The organism is Pirellulales bacterium, from assembly GCA_036499395.1.
In the GTDB taxonomy this organism is placed as follows: Bacteria; Planctomycetota; Planctomycetia; order Pirellulales; family JACPPG01; genus JACPPG01.
In genome coordinates this window covers 43,221-60,810 of the sequence record DASYDW010000121.1, presented here as the reverse complement: position 1 = coordinate 60,810, position 17,590 = coordinate 43,221, and the positions used below count along the sequence as shown (strand labels likewise).

At 60.9% G+C, this 17,590-nt stretch carries 13 protein-coding genes; 10 read left to right on the top strand and 3 right to left on the bottom strand.

The window, feature by feature from the left end; all coding sequences use genetic code 11:
- Positions 1-171: 171 nt before the first annotated feature.
- The 3 genes from yajC (at position 172) to VGN12_22330 (ending at position 4,787) form a co-directional block, all read left to right on the top strand.
- Positions 172-546 (top strand): preprotein translocase subunit YajC, encoded by a 375-nt coding sequence (yajC, locus tag VGN12_22340; protein HEY4312204.1) that lies wholly within the window; start codon positions 172-174, stop codon positions 544-546.
- 63 nt (positions 547-609) lie between these two features.
- On the top strand, positions 610-3,864 hold the full coding sequence (gene secD / locus VGN12_22335) for a protein translocase subunit SecD (protein HEY4312203.1): 3,255 nt from the start codon (positions 610-612) through the stop codon (positions 3,862-3,864).
- Positions 3,865-4,115: 251 nt separating this feature from the next.
- The gene (locus tag VGN12_22330; protein ID HEY4312202.1) at positions 4,116-4,787 is read left to right on the top strand and encodes a LysM peptidoglycan-binding domain-containing protein; all 672 of its coding nucleotides are present in this window, start codon (positions 4,116-4,118) and stop codon (positions 4,785-4,787) included.
- Between the two features lie 9 nt (positions 4,788-4,796).
- Here the strand turns inward: VGN12_22330 and VGN12_22325 are convergent, their stop codons facing one another.
- On the bottom strand, positions 4,797-5,729 hold the full coding sequence (locus tag VGN12_22325) for an alpha/beta fold hydrolase (GenBank protein ID HEY4312201.1): 933 nt from the start codon (positions 5,727-5,729) through the stop codon (positions 4,797-4,799).
- 337 nt (positions 5,730-6,066) lie between these two features.
- Between VGN12_22325 and VGN12_22320 the strand changes: the two genes are divergently transcribed.
- The 3 genes from VGN12_22320 (at position 6,067) to VGN12_22310 (ending at position 9,686) form a co-directional block, all read left to right on the top strand.
- On the top strand, positions 6,067-8,025 hold the full coding sequence (locus VGN12_22320) for a vWA domain-containing protein (protein HEY4312200.1): 1,959 nt from the start codon (positions 6,067-6,069) through the stop codon (positions 8,023-8,025).
- A gap of 299 nt (positions 8,026-8,324) precedes the next feature.
- Positions 8,325-8,708, top strand: a complete 384-nt coding sequence (locus tag VGN12_22315; GenBank protein ID HEY4312199.1) for a carbon storage regulator — start codon at positions 8,325-8,327, stop codon at positions 8,706-8,708.
- Positions 8,709-8,735: 27 nt separating this feature from the next.
- Entirely contained in the window at positions 8,736-9,686 is a 951-nt protein-coding gene (locus tag VGN12_22310) for a polyphosphate kinase 2 family protein (GenBank protein ID HEY4312198.1), read from the top strand.
- A 17-nt stretch (positions 9,687-9,703) separates the two neighbouring features.
- Here VGN12_22310 and VGN12_22305 read toward each other — a convergent pair whose 3' ends face one another.
- Entirely contained in the window at positions 9,704-11,752 is a 2,049-nt protein-coding gene (locus VGN12_22305) for an alpha/beta fold hydrolase (protein ID HEY4312197.1), read from the bottom strand.
- 263 nt (positions 11,753-12,015) lie between these two features.
- On the opposite strand from VGN12_22305, the gene VGN12_22300 reads away from it, so the two are divergent.
- Both VGN12_22300 and VGN12_22295 read left to right on the top strand, forming a co-directional pair.
- Complete coding sequence (locus tag VGN12_22300; protein HEY4312196.1) at positions 12,016-12,477, top strand: MaoC family dehydratase; 462 nt, start codon at positions 12,016-12,018, stop codon at positions 12,475-12,477.
- A gap of 62 nt (positions 12,478-12,539) precedes the next feature.
- The gene (locus VGN12_22295; protein ID HEY4312195.1) at positions 12,540-13,349 is read left to right on the top strand and encodes a hypothetical protein; all 810 of its coding nucleotides are present in this window, start codon (positions 12,540-12,542) and stop codon (positions 13,347-13,349) included.
- Between the two features lie 57 nt (positions 13,350-13,406).
- Here the strand turns inward: VGN12_22295 and VGN12_22290 are convergent, their stop codons facing one another.
- Positions 13,407-14,426, bottom strand: coding sequence for a TIM barrel protein (locus tag VGN12_22290; GenBank protein ID HEY4312194.1), 1,020 nt, complete (start codon positions 14,424-14,426; stop codon positions 13,407-13,409).
- Positions 14,427-14,642: 216 nt separating this feature from the next.
- On the opposite strand from VGN12_22290, the gene VGN12_22285 reads away from it, so the two are divergent.
- Both VGN12_22285 and VGN12_22280 read left to right on the top strand, forming a co-directional pair.
- Positions 14,643-15,938 carry a Gfo/Idh/MocA family oxidoreductase gene (locus VGN12_22285; GenBank protein ID HEY4312193.1) on the top strand — a complete coding sequence of 432 codons (1,296 nt, stop codon included), beginning with the start codon at positions 14,643-14,645 and terminating at the stop codon, positions 15,936-15,938.
- A gap of 149 nt (positions 15,939-16,087) precedes the next feature.
- The gene (locus tag VGN12_22280; protein HEY4312192.1) at positions 16,088-17,494 is read left to right on the top strand and encodes an aminotransferase class III-fold pyridoxal phosphate-dependent enzyme; all 1,407 of its coding nucleotides are present in this window, start codon (positions 16,088-16,090) and stop codon (positions 17,492-17,494) included.
- Positions 17,495-17,590 lie beyond the last annotated feature (96 nt).

Sequence of the window (17,590 nt, the reverse complement as noted above, 5' to 3'; positions counted from 1 at the left end):
GGGCGCGCGTGACGCGAGTGAGGTGCGGCGTCCAAGGTCCGCAAGCGCGGCCCCATGACGCCCCTTAGCGCGTTCCCGCGGTGTGGCGTAATCACAGTCCCGGGGGCTGGCCGGCGATTTGTCGGCCCAGGCGTTCCCCCGCTGTGCTCATTCTTGCGGTGAGGTTCTAACGTGACGGTTTGGCGTGCAAGCGAGTGGCTGTTTCTGGCCCAGGGGGCAGGCGCTGCGCAGCAGAGCCCGTCGCCGGTCTTCATGTTGCTTCCGCTGCTGTTCATGGGAGTGTTCTACTTCATGATCGTTCATCGTCCGCAGCGGCGCGAGCAGGCCGAGCGACAGGCGATGCTGACGAATTTGAAGAAGAACGATCACGTCCTTTTGACCAGCGGCATCTTCGGCGTGGTCACGAACATTCGACCCGATGCCGACGAAGTGACGGTGCGGGTCGACGAAACGTCGAATACCAAGTTGCGAGTGACGCGCGCCAGCGTGGCCCGAGTGATCGTGGACGAACCGGCGGTTAAGGCCGATAGCGGCACAGTCGGCTAACGACTGTCCTGCCGCGCATAAAGAACAGGACCTTGAAGGTAGGACCTTGAAGGATTTTTCGAAATGAGCTTCGACAATATCGAATTGCTGTTGGTCATGGTGGGCGTGTTCGTCGTGCCGCTGGTGATAGGGCATTACATCAGCAAGGCCGTCCGCATGCCGGAACAATCGTGGCGGATCGCCACGGTGTTGTTCTCGTTTTTTGCGGCATCGGCTGTCACCTGGTACGGCTGGCCGCCGAAATTGGGCATTGACCTCTCCGGCGGTTCGATCCTGGTCTACGAGGTCGACGACCAGGCGAAAGAGCCCGGCACGACCGTCGATATGGAGAAGCTGGTTCAGGCCGTGACGAAGCGCGTCAATCCGGGCGGCGTCAAGGAAGTCACGATTCGCCCTTACGGCGTCAACCAAATCGAACTCATTATTCCCAAGGCGGACGAAGCCGAACTGGAACGCATCAAGAGCAAGATCAGCTCGACTGGCTTGCTCGAGTTTCGCATCACGGCCAACGAGCGTGACCAGGCCAATCTGATCGAGCTGGCCAAGAAGATGGATACGGCTACCAAGGCGCTCGTCACTGAGAACCCGGACGGTACGAGCGAGGTCGTTGCCCGCTGGGTGCCGGTCCGCCGCGATGACGTCGATTATTTTGCCAATCCGCGATCGGGATTCGTATCGCGCCCCAACGATAAGGGGGAGATCGAAGTCCTGGTTGCGATGGATCCGCAAAATGTCACGGGCCAATACCTGCGCAGCGCCACGGCCGGTGTTGGAATTAAGGGACCAGAGGTTGATTTCGCGTTCGACTCCACAGGCTCGAAGCTGTTCGGCCGACTGACAACCGACAATTTGCCCGAAAGCGTGCAGGGCTTTCATCGCAACCTGGGCATTATCCTCGACGGGTATCTGTACTCCGCGCCGCAAATCAACGAACCGATTTACGACCGCGGCCAGATCAGTGGCCAGTTTACCGTGGCCCAGACCGAAGACCTGGCCGCCGTGCTCACGGCCGGCAGCCTGCCCACGGCATTGCGCAAGGAGCCAAGCAGCAGCCTGCTCACTGGTGCCACGCTGGGTGCCGACACGATCCGCAAGGGCGTGTACTCGATGTTGGTCGCCACGACGGCCGTGGTCATCTTCATGGTGATCTACTACCGTTTTGCAGGAGTCGTGGCCAATATCTCGCTGCTGCTGAACGTGTTGTTGATCGTGGCTTTCATGATCATGTTTAACGCGGCCTTCACGCTCTCCGGCCTGGCCGGTTTGGCGTTGACCGTCGGTATGGCGGTGGATGCGAACGTGCTGATCTATGAACGTATGCGTGAGGAGCTGGCGCGCGGGGCCACGTTGCGCATGGCGATACGCAATGGGTTTGAAAAGGCCACGGTCACGATTATCGATGCCAACGTGACGACCCTGATCTCGGCCGTGGTGCTGTACATCATGGGCAGCGACCAAGTGAAGGGCTTCGCCGTGACGTTGATTCTGGGCATCGTGATGAACCTGTTCACAGCGATCTTCGTGTCGCGCGTGTTCTTCGACATCGCCGAGAAGATTCGCTTTATCAAGGACCTGAAGATGTTGCACATCCTCAGCAATCCGAACTTCGATTTCATCGGCAAGAGCCGGATCGCCATCGGGATCTCGCTGGCCATCATCGTTGTCGGCATGGTCGGCGTCGTGCAGCGTGGAAAAGGTTTGCTGGACATCGACTTCACGGGGGGCGTCTCGGTGCAGGCCCTCTTCGAAAAGCCGATCGACATCGCCGAGGTTCGTGATGAAATCGATAATCTTCGAGACGAACTGCCCGATGCCACGGTACAAGACGTCCGCATTGCGAACGAAGAGCCCGGCAAGCGCTTCGTGATCAACACCTCGAACCCGAAAATCGACGATGTCGAGGCGACGCTCGAGAAACTGTTCAAAGGAAAGCTGGTCGTCAACCAGATGGAAGTGGCCAAGGTGACGGCTGTGCCCGCCGCTGGTGCTGAGTCCACCACGAAAGAGCCTGCCGTTGAAGCCGCGCCTGCGGCGAAAGAGGAAGCTGCGAAGCCGGAAGCTCCGTCGGGGGGCGGTGCCCAGAATCGGGCGTCGCGCCAGGACGCTGAGATGCTGTTGGCCATGGTCGACGCGCAGGACACACCCGAGGCGCCGAAAGCCACGGACAGTTCGCCGGCTGCGGACTCAAATCCGGCGGCTGAAGCGCCGGCTGCCGATGCAGCGCCGGCTGCCAAGGCACCGGATGCGCCCGCCGCGGAACCTGCTTCACCTGCGGTGACGGAACCGGCGAGCCCGCAAGCGCCGGCAAAGTCTCAAGGACCGGCGATGCCCGGCGTATCTCAAGAGGCGTCACCGGCACTGCCCCTCGGCATTGATGCCGCGGCGCTGGGTAAGCCTGCAGCTACACAATCGTCAGCGCGGTTTGCCGGCGGATCGGAAGCGGACCTGTCGTTCTCGATTCCGATCAGCCACACGCGGCTGCTCGATACATTGCAAGCAACGGCGGCGAAAACGCCGGGCGCCGAGAAGGGCCCAGTGGTCTTCGCGCTCGATGCACCAGGTTACGAGCCGGGAAGCGATATCAGCTTCGATAAGTGGCACGTCCGCACCACGCTGCCGACCGACATCGCCGAGAATGTCTTCAAACAAGTGGATGATGAGCTGGCGCGGCAGCCGTACTTCCCCGCGTCCAGCAATATCGGCGCCGCGGTGGCCTCGGCCACACAGCAGCAGGCCGTAGTGGCGATGCTCGCCAGCCTGGTACTGATCCTGGCGTACATCTGGTTCCGCTTTTCGCAGGTCATGTTCGGCGTGGCCGGCGTAGTGGCCGTGGTTCACGACGTGCTGGTCACGTTGGGGGCCTTGGCGCTCAGCACGTGGCTCGCGCGGATTCCTGGCCTGGAATTCTTGTTGATCGAACCGTTCAAGATCAGCTTGCCGATCATTGCGGCGTTCTTGACGATCATCGGTTACTCGCTGAACGATACGATCGTGATCTTCGACCGCATCCGCGAGATGCGGGGCAAGAGCCCGATCATTTCCGTCAAACTGGCCAACGCAGCCATCAACCAAACGTTGAGCCGGACGATCCTAACGTCGTTGACGGTGTTCATCGTTGTGCTGATTCTGTACGCGGTCGGCGGCGAAGGCATTCACGGCTTTGCCTTTGCGTTGGTCGTTGGTGTCGTGGCTGGCTCGTACAGCACGATCTACATCGCGACGCCAATCGTGTTGTGGATGAATCGCGCGGAAGAGGCGTCGGAACTGCAGCGGCGGACCAAAGAGCAGGGCGTTCCCCAACGCACGTCGCACGCTTAATCGCAATCAGCGCGGCCAGCGGCAGCGTTTGGGAAGCGGCGAGAGTTAAGCGGCTTGCGGTGGGCTAAATCGTCCGCTGGTGCGGCTTACGCGGGGCGGCGCGAGTGGGCCGTAAGGTTCGCGTTCTCGTCACAGCCGGAATTCCGCACCACGTTCTGCGGTGGCGCTATCGCGCCGACCGATGCCCGGATGATGGAACACTCTCGTTCCGTCGATCATTGCGCCGTGGTGTGAGGACAGCGAGGCCGCTGATGCCCGTGCAGAAGAAGCTCTTCGTGGTGGCGCTTGTCGTCCTGGTGGGTGTCGGGGCGGCGTTCGCCTTTCGCAAGAAATCCACGCCCGACGATGAGCAAGCCGTTGCGCCGGCCGGGAATCCCACGGCGCGGGCTGAATTATCATTGCCGCTCGATAAGCCGGCCCCCGTTTCGCACCTGACTGGTCGCATCGATCCGGCCGAGCGGGCGACGGACCTGGGCGGCGCGACGTCGACGTCGGTTGGCGATCGGGCAGGGTTTGGCCTTTCGCCGATGCCTAGCGCAAGCGGCGGATATTCCTCGATTCGACCCGCAAGCGAGGGCGCGGCGTCTGTAGGCGGGACAATCGATGCGGCGCCGGCGAACTCGGCGGTGCCGTCCGGAGCGGGATTTCACGAGCTGCGCCGTCACAAGATCGCGGACGGTGACACGCTTTCCGGATTGGCCGTGCGCTATTTGGGGAGCGCGGACCGGTACCGCGAGATCTACGAGCTGAATCGCGAGGTGTTGGCGAATCCCGACTTGTTGCCGATCGGCACCGAGTTGAAGATTCCCGCCCTCGGCTCGAAGGTATCCACTCCCGGCAGCATCAATAACCGGCCGATGGTGCCCGTGGCACCGCGTCCCACGTCCAGTCCGCCGCCCCTGACAAGCGCCGGAACACCCTGATCCGGCGGGTTACGGCAGCTTGCGATTTTGCCACAGGTAGGGCTGCTTCGCGGCACGCTGTTCGATGAACTCGGCGATGTTGTTCATCAGGCCGTACTCCTTGAATTCCTTACTGAGCAGTTTCGTGCCCTGCAGTTTCGTGGGAATGCGGCTGTCGAAGAACAGGTCCGCATCTTCCTGCTTGATCGGCGGGGGGTGAAATTTCTTGAGCGTGTTGTTGATCTTCGTGGCCTCACGCAGGGCCGTAGGGTCCTGGTTGCCGACCGCGATGTAGAACGAGACGCGCGTCCGCACCGTACGGTCGTTGAGGGCTTCGAGCATCCGCATCGACTTGAACTTCTCAGGCGGCGACAGCATCACGATCGCCTTGACGTCTTGTCCTTGCTTGCCGATGGCCAAGGGGGGCCAGGCCCAATCATCGATGGCCCAGTTGGCGGCCACGACGGCTCCCATATCCGCGCCCACGAGACACAGCTTATCGATATTCAATTCCCCGGCGTTATTCTTGCCCATGAGGAATTTCTTGGCCGCTTCGACGTCGTCGATCATGCCGGCGAACGCCGAGATGTGCATGTTGGCAGCCAAAAGTTGCCGCTGCGTCTCGGGAACCAGTGTGCTTTCGCCGTGGCCGCGTAGATCGGGGGCAATGACGGCGCAGCCTTGTTCTTGCAGGAAGTCCCCCAAGACGTTGAAGTCCTGCCGGACACCGCCGTAGCCGTGCAGCAAAATGACCGGCACGCTCTCTTTGCCATTCGGCCCCGGCCAGAACGTGGCCTTCAGCACCATCTCGTCTTCGGACGAGAGGGTGACCTCTTTTTTCGGGTCGAGCTTGGGCTTTTCCTCTTGCGCCAGGGCCGTCGTGCCCCCGCTTGCCACGACAAGCAAGGCCACGGTCAGCAATTGCGCAAAAATCCGAACGCTCGATTTAAAAAGCGGTGTCACTGATGATGCGTCGTGGTAACGAGCCATGCCGATTTGTGGGCCAACTGCCTGCGCGTTTGAGCCGCTATAAAGACCCGCGTTTATAGATACGACGCGAATCCCTTCGAGAATTCATGGTAGATACCCCGAATTGGGCGGTCAAACAGAGTACCTAAGATCGCCTAGAAGACCGCGGCGCCTCTGGCGTTTCACTTGCAATCGCCGCGAAAACTCTTGACAATAAAGCTAGGGGACCGATTCTGATCGGTCGTCGGAATTCGGCCGGGCCAGCGCGCTACCGGAACGGCGCACTCCGGCGGACGATGCGTGTGAATACGGGTCGAAGAGGTGGCCGTCGATGAGCGGCGCTGTTCGAAATTGGTTGCAGTCCGTTCCCATCGAGCGGGACGGTATCTCTTGGGCCGCCAGCCTGTGCGTCCATCTGACGTTGTTGGTGGCGCTCGCCCTGGTTTGGCAAAGCCTGCCAGGCCGGGAAACGGCCGTCATTCTTTCCTCATCCGACGCGGCCGATGCCACGGCTGACCTGCAGGAAGTGCAGTACGCCGAATCCACGGCTGCGAGTGAAGCCGTGGGCAACGGAGGTCTTGAGGGAACATCGATGTCGCTCGCAACAGGGCCGAGCCTGGCCGACATTTCGCAAATCGAAACGGGACAAATGGAGGCCACGGACGTGGCATCCGTTGATATGCCGGTGATGGCCGAACTCTCGGGCGCATCGAATCTGAACGATCGCCTGGCCGTGGCTGGCGATGCCGGGGTGGGAGTGAAGGGGGCCGAAGGAGCGGTCGACCGCATCACGCAAGAGATTCTCGTTTCGCTCGAAGAACGACCCACGCTGGTCGTCTGGCTGTTAGACCAATCGGAGAGCATGCGGCCCCAGCGAACCGCGATCGAGAATCGTTTCGAACACATCTACAAGGAATTGAACGTCATTCAGTCGCACGGCGAGGACGCTTTTCTCAAACATGGCAGCGCGCCGCTGCTGACCGCAGTGGTCGCCTTTGGACAGGACATCAACTACTGCACCAAAGACCCAACCGACGACCTCGAGGCGATCAAGAAAGCGATCCGCGATATCCCGGTTGACGAAAGCGGTATCGAGTTGACCTTCACGGCCGTGACCGAGGCGGCCAAGAAATATCAAAAGCTCCGTTCGGGCGGGGCGCGCCGCAATGTGATGCTGATCGTGGTTACGGACGAGGCGGGCAATGACGAAGACCGACTCGAATCGGCCATCGATATGTGCAAGCGGCACGCCATGCCGGTGTATGTTATCGGCGTACCTGCTCCCTTCGGACAGCGGCAGGCCTATGTGAATTACGTCGATCCTGATCCCAAGAATGGCCCGCAGATGCTGCCCGTGGATCAGGGGCCCGAATCGGCGATGCCTGAGAATGTGCAGTTGGGATTCTCGTCGCGCGATTGGGACCCCAAGGCCGTGATTGACTCAGGATTTGGACCGTATGGGCTGACGCGGCTGTGCGTCGCTACGCACGGCATCTATTTCGCCGTGCATCCGAATCGACCAACCTCGGCGGGCAAGGTGAAGGACACCGCGGCGATGGCAACGCGGGTCAGCCAGTTCTTCGATCCTTCGATCATGCGCAACTATTTGCCAGATTACGTGGCGCCGCGGCAGTACGAGCTGATGCTGAAAGAAAACGCAGCACGGGCGGCACTGGTCAAGGCATCGCAAAGCTCGCTGGTCGAAGCGATGGACCGGCCGCGATTGATGTTTCCCAAACGAAGCGAAGCGGGTTTGAAGCAAGAATTGGACGTCGCGCAGCGCGCCGCCGCGATTGTCGAACCGCGTCTGCAAGATTTGTACGGCATTCTCAAGATGGGTGAGAAAGATCGTGCCAAGCTGACCGGTTCGCGCTGGCAGGCCGGCTATGACCTGGCGATGGGGCGGGTGCTGGCGATGATGGTTCGCACGACGACGTACAACATGCTGCTAGCCAAGGCCAAAGGGGGCATGAAGTTTGAAAAGGATGACAGCGATACCTGGGTACTGGCTGCGGCCGATGACGTAACGGCGTCGAGCGCCTTGGAAAAGATGGCCGCCCAATCACGCGAGTATCTGACCCGGGTAAAGGATCAGCACCCCGGCACTCCCTGGGCTTATCTGGCCGAACGCGAGTTGACGGAACCGCTCGGTTGGAAATGGACCGAGCGCCACGTGGGTTACGACGAGCCGCGCAAGAACAATGGCGGCGGCGGCAATGGTGGCAATCCCAACGATCGACTGCGCAAGTTGGATAAGCCGAAGCCGGTACGCGAGAACGTGAAGCTGTAGGCGTTCCTGGTCTCGTTCCCCCTTCATGCGTTGCTCGCGACGCTAGTGTGCCGGCAAGGTTTGCGCGATCGCGCCAATTCCGCCATTCTCAGCCGTTCATTCGGTGCCTTTGGCAAGAGTTTACAAAGTTTTTGTAAACATGTGTACACTGCTTTCGGTGGCTTCCGGGGCTAAAAACTCCGTAACTCTCGGTCCTGATTGGCTGTACGCCGTGCGAAATGGGATTGACGCACGACTGGCACGCGTCCTGCATTAGAGACGATTCGAAGGCCAGCACCAGAAAACAAAGGAGTGTGACCATGCTCGTGCTATCGCGAAAGACGCGGCAGCAGATTCGGATCGGCGACGATATCACCGTGACCATTCTGCTCGTGAAAGGGCAGGTGGTTCGCGTGGGAATAGAAGCTCCCCGTGACGTACGAGTGCTGCGAGCCGAGCTCCCGGTCTTTGATGACGAACCGGAAACGGAACCGACCAAGGGCAAGGGCGAATCGACCCGCCCCGCGACCCAAGACGTCGAACCGAATGAGAGCGCTCGCCCCCAGCGTCGCGTACGCACCGACGGAGCTTCGCGAACCTCGCCGGGTTTGCTCGAGTTGCGTCGCCGCGGCAGCCTGGCCGGCCTGACACGTCCCGGCACACGAACATCGACGGCCCTGCGGCCGCTGTTCGATCGCCATTAGGAAGCACCTCTTGATTCGGCACCTGTGATGTGCGCAAGCGCGCTGGCCCGCCAGGGCTCGGTGGACCATAATCAGCAGCTACGGTCCATTGGGCTGCTGGCTGGCCGGCGCGAAGCTGCGAACGGGCCACGATTGTTGCCCGAACCCAGCGAGCACGCACGCATGTCACAGGCGGAGAAGTTCAAAGCTGGATCGCTTCAACCGGGTAAGAAATTCGCGCTCGGCGATATCGATCCGGCGTCCGTAGGCGGGCTGAACAAAGAGGAAGCAGCGCTCGCTACCGAGACGAATATCAAGGCGATCGATGAGTTGTGTTATCGACTCTACGCCGAGGGGCGGCGATCGCTGTTGATCGTGCTGCAAGGGATGGACACCGCCGGCAAGGACGGGGTGATTCGCAAAGTTCTGTCAGGCGTCGATCCAGTCAACTGCCGCGTCACGGCATTTAAGCGGCCGACAGCCGAAGAGTTGCGCCATGATTTTCTGTGGCGCATTCACAAGGCTGTACCGCCGCATGGCGATATCGGCATCTTCAATCGTTCGCATTACGAAGATGTTCTCGCCCCACGCGTCCATCACCTGGTCGCCGAATCGGAATGGAAGAGCCGGTACGATCGAATTAACGACTTCGAACGGCTGCTGTCCGATGCCGGTACGACGATCGTCAAATTCTTCCTGCATATCAGCCGGGACGAGCAGCGCCGGCGCCTGCAAGCGCGCTTAACCGATCCGCACAAGCGCTGGAAATTCGAGCAAGGGGATTTAGCCGAGCGCAAGTTGTGGGACGAATACCAGAGGGCGTACGAGGATTTACTCGTTCATTGCCATAGCGAGCATGCGCCGTGGTACGTCATACCGGCGGATCACAAATGGTTTCGCACGTTTGCCGTCAGCACCGTCCTGCGGCAAACGCTCGAAACGATGGATCCGCAGTTCCCCAAGGAGCAACCGGGGCTGGACGACGTCGTGATTGATTAAACGATCGCGCCGTGCGCTCAGCGCCGCACCGGCGTGACCGGCGGCAACGGGGTCGGGCCCGAGGTGGTGACGGTTTGCAACCGGGGCGGCGGCGCATGCGGGAAGCTGCGTAATTCGTCCAGATGCAACAACAAGATGCGCTGGACTTCGAGCACGCTGAGCGGGTGGCGATGTACGGTCAGATGATCGGCCTCGACCTTGAGGTCGCTTTCGACAGCGTCGCAATGGGCGCTTTCGATCGAGACGACGCCGTCGCTGCCGCTGGCCAGTTTGCCGACGATGCCCTGGTCGGGCACCTCGCCCCAGATGTTGTGGAACTTCACCCACGGCGGCCGTGGCGCGGCGAGCATCACGGAGAAGATCGGATCGTCGGGTGCCAGCGATTGGATGCTGGTAGTCACTTCGACGGGCGACGGATCGTGCAGCTTGCCGGGATTCTGGCGATACAGATCCTGCCGGCCGCGCACGATCTGGTCGGGCATGGAAATCAGCCGCGCGGCCAGCCATTGGGCCGTGCTGTTGGCGAATTTGCTTCCGTGATGCGGCGTGGCAATGGTGATGACGCGGCGGATCGAAGGATTGGGATGGAAATAGAACTCTTGCGACAATTGCTGGCGGTCCGCGTCGGGGACCTTGAGGTCGGCGAGCGGGTAGTCGCTGACGGTGCGCCAGAACGCATCGCCGCTGTCGACCGTTTGCAGCTTGGCCAATAGCCCGCCCATGCTGTGGCCGACGAGCACCATCTGATCGAGCGCCGGATCGATATGCCGGGGATCGAGCACTTCGCGGACTTTGGTCAGGTCGCTGCGCAATTGGGCGGCGCTGACCCAGAACGGTTCGCCGCTGGGGTATTCGTAGAACCAGAATTGGAAGTTCTTGCGTATCTCGGGATTGCTGCGCAGGTCGTTGAACATTTCCATCCACGTGAGCGGGCTGGACCACAGCCCGTGTACCATCAGCACGGGGATTTTGCCCGCGTCGTACGGCTCGAGCATGTACAGGCCGCGCGTCTTCTGCGATTCGTCGGGATGCAACAATCCGTTGGTGGCTGCGCTTTCCAAGCGTGGATCGTTGAGTAAGTAGGCCAACGGCGTGCTCAGGTCCGTCTCCAGCGGCACGCGTCGCCCGCCTAGCACGATCTCGGATGAGACCAGTGGGTCGTACAGTTCCAGCACGCAATGATGCTGCGTCTTGCCACCGTCGGCCGGCTTGTCGCCGTCGGGCAAGACGCGCAACAGCGCACTGACCGGGAAGCTCAACTCAGGCGGAAAGAATTGCGCATCGGGACGCTCGGGTAGATGGTTCTTGCGGATCGCGATCAAGGGAACGCCCAGGCCATAGTTGTGGAACTGGTTGGCGAGCCCGCTGATTTCGAAGTCCGAGACGAACTCAAAGCGGTCGAAATCATCGGGCAGCCAGCGTCCGCCGTGAATGACGACCGTGACGTTCCATTGCTGCGATTCGGATTCGATCTTATGCGTATGTCCTGGCAGCAGTCCGCCGCGCCCGCGGACGATGCGCAGAGCACTTTCGAGCGCTCCGTTGTAGACGTCGCAGGCGCCGCGAAATTCGGGATCGTAGGTATTGCGGTTCCGCGCAAAACGCTCGTCGAACAGATACACGTAGGCGTTCGCCACGGCCGCTCCATACAGGTCGAGCGCCATGCCCTGATCGCGCACCTCGATTTTCTTCGCCCCCAGGTAGTTCAACTCGGCGAGCGAGTAGATCTTCTCGGCCGAGGGGGCCCGGTCAGCGACTGCTTGCAGCTTGTTGACCACGATCCGGGGATCGGTCTTGTTCAGGTCGCGCGTCAGATCGTATTGCCGCAAGATTTGCAGTGTGCGCTCGGTGGGTTGCGGCCCCTGATAGGAGGTCAGCTTCAGCCGATCGACCAGCGGGCTGCGCGGTACGGTGCGAACTTCGACATAGCGGGTCGCGGCGCAACCGCTGGTGAGGAGCGGCAGAAGAAAAAGCAGTCCGTGCCATGCGCGCCGAAGGGCGCGCAGCGGCGCGCGTCGAGCGGAAGAATCTGTCGATTCGTTGGTGTGCCCACCGCTGGAGATCATGACTGCGCGCAATCTGGGCCCGGCATGCAATTAAGACATTCGACGACGCGGTTTCCCGCGCGCTGCCGCATGACCTGCCCGAGAGGTCGCGGAAGCCTCGCACAAATAGGCAATCGCGAGCGATAGGTCAACGTCGCTCGCACGACCTTGGTTAATTAGGGGGAATAGGGTAGAGTTTGGTTTGCGTGTTTTGCCAATTGGGCACGGCAGCGTAAAATCGAGGACCGCCCGAGTTGGGCTCAATGACCTCTAAGGAACCAGGTATGCCGCCGCGTGTGATCGACGGGCTCGAAGGACTTCAAGCCCTGGTGGGCAAATCACTCGGGCAGAGTGAGTGGTTTGAAGTCACCCAGGAACGCGTCAATCAGTTTGCCGACGGCACCGGGGACAACCAGTGGATCCATTGCGATCCGGAGCGGGCCGCCCGCGAGTCCCCCTATGGGACGACGGTGGCGCACGGTTTTTTCACGCTGTCGCTCAGCCCTGTGCTGGCGCAGCAGATTTATAGCGTGACCGGGTTGAAGCTGGTGTTGAACTATGGGTTGAACCGGGTGCGCTTTCCGAGCCCGGTTAAGGTGGGGTCACGGGTGCGAATGTCGTGCGAGTTGCTGGAATTGAAAGTGATGGGGCCGGGGGTGCAGGTCGTCACGCGAAGCGTGTTCGAGGTCAAAGGGGAAGACAAGCCGGTTTGTGTCGCCGAATCCGTGGTGCGCATGTTTTTCTAGCGACTGTTTTTTACGACCGCGCAGGGCAGCGGGCGTCGTCGCGACGGATGCGGGAGCAGAGTGTGACAGGGTCAGTGCGGGCCAGTTTTTTTGCAGTGATCGTCAGCGGCCTGACCGTCGCCGTGGTTTGCTGCGCGCAAGATGTCGATCTCGACGCGCCGCCGGCCCGGAAGAGTCATCCCTGGGCGCGCTTTCGTCCCGGAAGCTGGAAAAAGGTGAGCCTGATTACCGAAACGTTCGACGCTGACGGAAAGTTGATCAACACCAGCGTTGCACGGACGCGGACAACCCTTTCGGGCGTTGACGACAACGGAGTAACTCTGAAGGTCGAGGCCACGGTCGACCTGGCCGGCAAGCAGGTGCAGTCCGAGCCGCAGGTCATGCTGCAAGGGTGGCACGGTGAGACGCCCGAGCGCGAAACCACGGTGACGGACCTGGGCGAGGATTCGGTAACGATCTCGGGCAAGCGCATTCCGTGTCATGTCGAACAGGCCGAAACGACCACGGCCGGCGGACGAATCGTGACCAAGACCTGGCTCTCGGAACGCGTCTCGCCCTATGTCCTGCGGCGCGAATCTACTACCTACGATCGAGATAATGATGAAATCGTCAGTCAGACGCAAGTCGAGGTCGTTGCTCTGTCGCGCGCGATTCGACTGTTGCGCCGGCATCGCCAGGCGGCCGAGCTGCGCGTCGTGCATACGCACCCTGGCGGGATCATCCGCACCACGCTGCTGTCCAGCCTTGAAGTGCCGGGGGGCGTCGTCTCGCACGAATCGGAAGAGTTCAATGCCGATGGACGGCTGGCACGCCGGAGCAAATTACAACTCGTCGGCTTTGCCGGCGAGTTCCAGCCGACGACGTTGCGGTAAGCAACGTGCAGGCAATGTCTGAGAGGATGCCGCGCACAGTCTCGCAGGCGATTGCTCTTAAAACCCGCGTGCGGCGCGGATGTCGTCGAAATCGCGAATGTGGTAGTCGATCTTGGCGAAATCGAGCGTGCGGCACAGGCTGCGCAATGCCACACCCATGCCGTCCGGCCCACTGAAGCCGCCGAATTGGCCGCCCCCTTTGATGTGCGGTTCCATGTCGAGGAACACACCTGGAATGCCGCGGCGACGAAGTTGCTGCGTGAGCTTGGGGAGCGAGTCGCGGAAATCACGCAAGATCAGCTCATGCGTCCCCTGTCCCTGTTCGACGGGAACGAAATTCTTAAGCGCATCTTCATCGACATGTCCCTGCCGCGACGGAGTGCGCGGGTGGCGATAATCTTTGATGTGCATCCAGCCGATGGCCGGCTTCATTGCCAGGTATTGTTCGTAGGTGTCGATGGTCGTGTATCCCTGGCAGAGGATATTCGCGGCGTCGAAGATCAGCATCATTGCTGGGTGATTCACCTTGCGGTGAATCTCGGCCATGAGTTGTCCGGTTTGACCGACCAGGTTCGCCTCGATTTCGAGTCCGAAAGTCAGGTCCGAGCGGTGGCACGTTTCGGCGATCTGGCCGAGTTGATCGATGGCTTGCGGAAGATGCTTTTTGGGGTCCGAACCCTTGGGAGGATAAAACGAGAAGCCGCGGATCAGCTTCGTTTCGAAGGCGTGTGCCAGCTCGCACGCTTTCTTGACGTCCTTCTCGAGGTACTTCTTGAACGGCACGTATGCGTTCTTCGTACCGTCTTCCTCGTCGAGCAGCTTGACCTTGCCGATCGGAGAGCCGAGCGACGCCACGTTCAGCCCGTATTCGTCTTCGAGATGACGAATCTGTTGAATCTCTTTGAGCGTTAGCTTCATGACGTTCTTGATGCCGCTGCCGGCGTCGATGAAGCGGATGCTGTAATATTGCAGCCCCAATGCGGCGAGCGCCGAAAACTGCTGGACGGCTGTCTTTTGATTGGCCGCTTCGTCAGCGAAAGCGCTTAGGATGACGCGGGGCCCGTCTTGATTGCTCATGGTCGTGCTTCCAGGGCGGCGCCTGCCGTAAAGCGAGGCGCGAGTGCGTGCGCGAGAGGAAAGCGGCCATTGTGCTGCGAACGGGCCCTTTACACAAGGCTTTCGGTCTTGCCGGACGGTCTTGTGTTGCCGTGGGGGTGCAATCGCAAGAAGGGCTTGATATCGTGATGAATTAACGATCAACGCTCCCGCCCTTAACCGTTCGCCACCTTTCTCATGACGCCGCGCCCCACCGCTCCGATTCCTCGTCACGAACTGCGCGTCGGCATGGTCGGGCTGGGAATGATTTTCGACGAGACTTATCGGCCGTTTTTCGAGTCCGCGGCACGGGCCGGGCTGTACGACCCAGCGTTCGGCGTATGTGACGTCCGCTTAGCGGCGGTGGCCAGCCGCACGGGGAGCCGCGCGGCGGCACTGGCGAAATCGGCTGGCAACTCGCTGGGCAGCTTTGCAAGTTTCAAAGAACCTAACTCGATCGGCCAGTTGCTGGCTGCGGACGTCGACGTGGTCTGCGTTGCCACGCCCGATGATCGTCACTTCGCGGCAGTTAAGGCGGCGCTTTCGGCCGGCAAGCACGTGCTCGTCGAGAAGCCCTCGGTGCTGACGCTGGCCGAGCTCGACGAGCTTGAGCGTCTGGCGATTGAGCATCAGGTGCTGGCGAAGGTGGTGTATCACAAGCTACTCGACCCCGATCATAAGAAGCTGCGCACTTTAGTCGCGGATGGCGAGTTACAGCACGTGAACAACGGCTATTGCACGTTGCTGGAACCGAAGAGCATCTCGGGCGGACAGTTCACCGAGTGGATTAGCGGGCGCAACCCGGGCACGTATGTGGCCGTGCATTACATCAAGTTGATCGATTTCACCTTCGGTGGACGATTGAAGAGCATTGCCTGCACGGGGCAACGCGGGCTGGTCGGGCCGGCCGACGGTCCGACGTGGGACTCGACGCAGTTGCGGTTGATCTACACCTACGACGATGGTCGCGAAGCGGCGTTCGATATCCATACCAGTTGGGTTACGCCAGATAACTTTCCGGGCTATGTCGAACAGGAAGTGCAATTCCGCTTCGACAATGGCGTGTGGAACGCGCATAGCCGTAAGCGTGGCGTGGAATGCACCGTTGAAGGTCGGACGCCGCTCGCGCGCAAGATCACGATGAACAACCATTACAACGGAACGTTCCTCGAACCGTGGCAAGAGCGGTCGCAGCGCGGTTACGGCATCGAAGTGCTGGAACGCTTTGTGCGCGAAGTGGCGACGGTCGAGTTCGCCGGGCCGGCTGAGGCACGCGACGAGCGACTGCAAGCCGCGCGAACGTTGGCGTACAATGACCTGTCTGCTGATCGACAAACCGTGGCCGCGGTGCAGGGCATGGAGGCGATTCTCGCCCGACATGCCGCCGGCGAACCGAATTGCGTGGTCGAGGTCGATCATCCGCAGGGCGGGCTGGTGCTCTTGCGACCTGGAAAAAGCGAGCTCGAGGTGCTGTATGAGGGGCGCGTGAATTAGCGGCGCGTGGCAGCATTTTGTTTGTGGCTAAGGCTGAGCACTGCCCCCTCACCCTACCCTCTCCCCCCGCGGGGGAGAGGGGTAAACGAGACAACTTTATTCGCGGTGGTTCTTTATTCGCGATTGTTCGTAAGACGAGAGTGACATCTATGGCCCAATCTTTTGAATCCGCGCTGGCTGGAGTGATCGAACATCGCGGTGAAGAGCAATCGAACTCGGTGCGGCGCCGTGCCGCGGCGGTCGAGCCGGTGGCACTGCGAACTTATACGCCGACGTTGACCGTCATCGAGCGCAGTGCCGGATCGTATCACTGGACGCCCGAGGGGCGGATGCTGGCCGACTTCAGCTCGGGCGTGCTGGTGGCGAATCTCGGCCACAATCCGGCCGGCTGGTGGCGACGCGTTATCGAATACTTGGGCATGTGGGACTTCAAACAGTCGGGCGAGTTTTTTCCGGCTGTTCCGCTGACGGCATACAACGCCATCACAGAACTTGATACCCGTGCCAGTGAACGGCTGATTGCACTGTTGCAAAGCCAGCCTGGTGGTGGGCGCTGCGAACAAGTGATGTGGGCGGCCAGCGGCAGCGAGGCGATTCAAAAGGCGTTGTGGACCGCGCTCGATCGCCGGCCTGGCAGCGACATTATCCTGGCCACGCGGCATGGGTTTCATGGCAAGAAAGGATTGGCCGGCGCCGTGACAGGCTGCGAGACCGATCCCGAGCGCGATCCACGCGTGCGCTTCATCGGCTTCCCGCGCGAAGAGTGCGAAAACATCGAGCGGCGCCGACAGCCGCTCGGTCTGGCGCCGTATATTGCGGACCTGGTGGCGTGCCGGAAGGAATTCGGCGAGCGGATCGCGTGCTTGATTACCGAGCCATATCTCGGCGGAGGCGGTTCGTATCATCCGCAGAAGGAATATCTGCAGTTGCTCGAGCGCTTCTGCCGCGACAACGACATTATCTTCATTCTGGATGAGGTGCAGGCCAATTTCGGCCGCACTGGATCGCTGTTCGCGTTTACCGAGTATGGCGTCGAGCCGGATCTGGTGGTGCTGGGCAAAGGGCTAGGAAATGGCGTGCCGGTGAGCGCCGCGGTAGGGCGTGCCGACTTGTTCGCGGCGATGCATTACGGCGAAGGTTCCGATACCTGGAGCGCGAATCCACTGTCGAGTGCCGCGGTGCTGGCTACACTCGACGAGTTCGAAGGCCGCGACATCATCGGTCATGCGCAAGAACTGTCGGCGGTGATCGAAGAGGGGCTGTCACGGCTGTGCGAACTGCCGTGCGTGGCCAACGTGCGTGGCGAAGGTGTGGTGTGGGGCGTTGAATGCGCCACGGTCGGGCAGTATTCGGCCGCGCAGGTGGCAGTTGCCGCGGTCGAAGCCTGCTATCGCGGCGACGATGCCGGATTGGCCATCCATCTGCTGGGGCCATTGGCCGGCAAGGTGCTGCGCGTCAGCCCACCGCTGGTGATGCCGCTGGATGAAGCGCGCACGTATTTCCATGCGATGTATTCGATTTTTGCGGCGCTCGCTGGGCGACTGCAGTCGCGTTGAGGCACGGCCGATGGCCTTGCGATCGTCAATGGGCGCCGCACGTAACACCTCCGTCGACTTCGGTTTTTCTTGCGGCCGATGAGATTATATCTATAA